The sequence below is a fragment of the bacterium genome, assembly GCA_037131655.1.
GTDB lineage: Bacteria > Armatimonadota > Fimbriimonadia > Fimbriimonadales > JBAXQP01 > JBAXQP01.
Genome location: JBAXQP010000250.1, coordinates 1 through 3,955 on the forward strand (window position 1 = coordinate 1; position 3,955 = coordinate 3,955).

The window sequence follows — 3,955 nt, forward strand, 5'->3', positions numbered from 1 at the left end:
GTGCTTATGCCAACAGGCGGCGGTAAGTCGTTGTGCTATCAAATTCCTTCCCTCATCCGCCCAGGCGTTGGCGTTATCATTTCACCCCTAATTGCTCTTATGCAAGACCAAGTAACCGCTCTTAACGAACTTGGTATTCGGGCAGCGATGCTCAACTCCGCGCTTACTGCCGGTGAGCAGTGGGATGTTATCGATCGTTTGCGTAATGACAGGCTCGATATGGTCTATGTGGCCCCCGAGCGTCTTCTAACAGAGAGTACCCTTGAGCTTCTTTCCAGTATAAAAGTAGCCCTGTTTGCCATTGACGAAGCCCATTGTGTATCGCAATGGGGACATGACTTTCGAGCGGAATACCTCGCATTGGAGATACTACACGAGCGATTCCCAAACATCCCTCGAATTGCTCTAACCGCTACGGCAGATGAACCTACCCGCCGTGAAATTATCCAGCAGTTAAAATTAGAGGATGCTCACACCTACTTTGCCGGGTTCGATCGGCCCAATATCCGCTATCAGATCGTCAACAAAGTAAACTCGAAGCGTCAGCTTCTCGAATTCCTAAAGGCTGAACATCTGAACGACTCCGGTATCGTCTATTGCCTATCAAGGAGGAAAACGGACGACATAGCGGCTTGGCTTAAAGAAGAAGGCTACAACGCCCTTCCCTACCATGCCGGAATGGGCGCCAAGGATAGAAAACACAATCAAGACCGTTTTCTGCGTGAAGACGGCGTTATCATCGTCGCTACGATCGCTTTCGGGTTGGGAATTGATAAGCCGGATGTCCGTTTCGTTGCCCATTTGGACCTGCCTAAGAGCATTGAAGCCTATTATCAGGAAACGGGTCGCGCAGGCCGCGATGGCCTTGCGGCAAATGCGTGGATGGCCTATGGGCTTCAAGATGTTGCGTTGCATCGATCATTTATCGATACTTCAGGCTCTGATGAACCGCGAAAGCGACTCGAACATCGAAAACTCAACGCGCTTTTAGGACTTTGTGAAACGACCAATTGCCGCCGTCAAGCGATGCTCCAATACTTTGGAGATGATCACCCACTACAATGCGGGAATTGTGATACCTGCCTTTTCCCTGTCGAAACTTGGGATGGAACACTCGCCGCAAAGAAAGCCATCTATGTCGTCAAGCAAACAGACCAACGATTCGGAGCTACTTATCTTATTGATGTTATGCTAGGCAAGTCAAACGAAAGAATGGAACGATGGGGTCACAATCGCCTCAGCGCCTTTGGGAAGGGCACTGAGTTAAACGAACGTGAGTGGTCATCTGTTTTTCGGCAACTTGTATCGATGGGTTATCTTTCAGTCGATATGGAGCAGCACGGGAGTATCTTATTAACCTCTGATAGCGCCCATGTACTTCAAGGAAAGATTGATATACAACTAAGAAAGGACCCATCGCCCAGCAAAACGCGAAGGGAACGCCGCAGTAAAGTCTCTCGAACCTTTACTCCAGGCCAAAAAGATGAGGAAACGATTTTCGAAGCTCTCCGAGAGCGACGCATGGAACTTGCAAAGGAAATGGGTGTGCCCCCTTATGTAATTTTCCACGACACCACCCTAAAAGCCATCGCTGTAATCCGCCCAAAGAATTTAGAAGAACTAAGCCAAATCACCGGCGTAGGCGAGCACAAGCTCAACAAATACGGAACCATCTTCCTGGATGTTGTAAAAGGTTTTGAGTAGTGAGGACATTGCTGCCCATTGAAAATGTGTCAGTACGACGAAGCATCCTCATCCAAAACCTTGGGGTAAGTATTAGTCTTCGGTTTTCATCCCACCCCCTTTACTCAGCTTGTGTGAATAATGCTAAATCTATCCAAGAGGTTCCTGCATCGGCCTCGGGTACAATGCGGCTTGTCGGATGTGGTAGGGGTATTGATTTAGGATGGTAGGGATAGCTTCACGAGGAACCTTGGACCGACGACTTCTCAAGCGTCTTGATACAAAGCTTTTAGGGTCGGTGTTCATACTGATATGCGTTGGATTGCTGTCTGTCAACAGCGCAACGCAGGGTGCGATGCACGGCACCTTTTATAAGCAGATATTTTGGTACTTATTATCCCTAATCCCCCTTATTCTCATGGCAGTAATCGATCCAAATGCTTGGAAGAGACGCTGGGTTTGGGTCTATCTACTCAACCTGGCGCTGCTGTTAATAGTGGATTTCGGCGGACGTGAGGCAAAAGGGGCACAACGATGGATTTCACTCCCCGGAGGGTTTCAATTCCAGCCTTCTGAATTTGCAAAGTTGTTTACGATCTTCACCCTGGCGCATCTATTCTCTCGGATGGGCGATGAGGTGAAAACCGGCTGGGGGACGATCAAAACTCTCATTCATATCGGCATTCCTTCACTGCTCATCTTCAAGCAGCCCGACTTGGGGACGGCTATGATCATCTTTGTGATTTGGTTTGGAATGGCGTTTGTAGCAGGAACTCGCTGGTTGCATCTTGTCGTAGTTATCTTAGTTGGCGTTCTTGCTTTTGCGGGCGCCTGGCAATTTGGTGCAATTCATCAATATCAGAAGGACCGATTGGTTTCATTCATCAACCCTGATTTAGATCCTGATTACACTGGTTATCATATCCGTCAGGCACGAATCGCAGTCGGAAGTGGACAGGCGCTTGGGAAAGGGTATGGGCTAGGAACTCAAAAGAAAGGTCGCTTCATACCCGAACAACATACCGATTTCATATTCGCCGTCATCGCTGAAGAGGGAGGATTGGCAGCTACTGCACTGCTTATTGGGGCATTTGCGCTCTTCTTATGGCGAATTTGGTTGATAATCGCAGAAGCTCAGGATCGCTATTATCAACTTCTAGCAACCGGTGTTTTTACAATGTTTTCAGTTCACATCGTTGTCAACATAGGCATGACTATCGGTCTTGCGCCAGTAGTTGGGGTTCCTCTGCCTTTTATCAGCTATGGAGGAAGTATGACTTTAGTTGCAATAGCTTTAGTGGGTCTACTCTTAGGCATCCGTGGGCGAGAAGAACAACTTGTTTTTTAAAATAAGGACCATACGAGTGAGGAATTTATGTTAGCGCGTCTGGCCTTTATGGCTTTTCTATGGCAGCAAACAGCAAAGATGTCGGAATTCGCGATCCAGTTTGTGATGACTAAGCTCACATCTGTCTTTCTAGGGCCAGTTGGAGCCGGTATCTATGGTGTTGTAGGCAGCACTCTAGGATTAATTCTTATTGGTTCTCTATTCGGGTTTGAAGTCAGTGCGAACAACTTCCTCGCCAGAAATGCCGACAATCCCAATCGTATTTCTTTCCTTGCAAGAGCCCTTTTCAGCAGACGATTTGTTATCGTAATCATTCTCGGGTTGGGGATGTTTATCGGAGCGCCAGCCCTCGCTAACATAACAAACATACAAAACCCAGTTTATTATCGCTTCGCAGCTCTCATCCTAATATTCTCATCTACCTCTTCGCTACTCACCTATTTCCAGTTTGCGCTTTTTCGCAATAAACAAGCCATGTTCGCTCGAGTAGGATCTCTGATTGTGCAAGTCGCCCTCTTACTATGGTTCTTAAGGCATGGCTGGGGGGTTAGAGGCGCTCTAATTGCTCAAACACTGGGGATGGCATTTATGTTCATCTGGTTCGCAGCGCTCGGCTTTAAGCTGATGATCCCTAAGCCGGAACCAATTCCACTTAAACCGGTTTATAAATTCGGGATTACACTTTGGGTCCAAGACCTGATGAATTTTGCCATCAGCAAATCAGCAGCTATTTGGATACTTTCCATATTTGCCGTCCCAATGAATTTGATCGGCTTATGCAATGCTGCCTTTAACGTTCGAATGATGGTTGATGGGTTCTTTATTCAGGGCATGGGCGCAACAGCGCTAGCTGCAACAGCGCGAATAGCTAAGCAAGGCAGTGGAGAAAGATTGCCTCAAGCTTGGCTATACAATGTAAAAACC

General features: G+C 47.5%; 3 protein-coding genes. All 3 read left to right on the forward strand.

The genetic code is table 11. The features are described from left to right. On the forward strand, positions 1-1,704 hold a 1,704-nt coding region (recQ, locus tag WCO51_10580), incomplete at its 5' end, for a DNA helicase RecQ (protein ID MEI6513702.1). A 229-nt stretch (positions 1,705-1,933) separates the two neighbouring features. Then, positions 1,934-3,031 carry a rod shape-determining protein RodA gene (rodA, locus tag WCO51_10585; protein MEI6513703.1) on the forward strand — a complete coding sequence of 366 codons (1,098 nt, stop codon included), beginning with the start codon at positions 1,934-1,936 and terminating at the stop codon, positions 3,029-3,031. 27 nt (positions 3,032-3,058) lie between these two features. After that, positions 3,059-3,955: oligosaccharide flippase family protein (locus tag WCO51_10590; protein ID MEI6513704.1), on the forward strand; the 897-nt coding region annotated here is incomplete at its 3' end.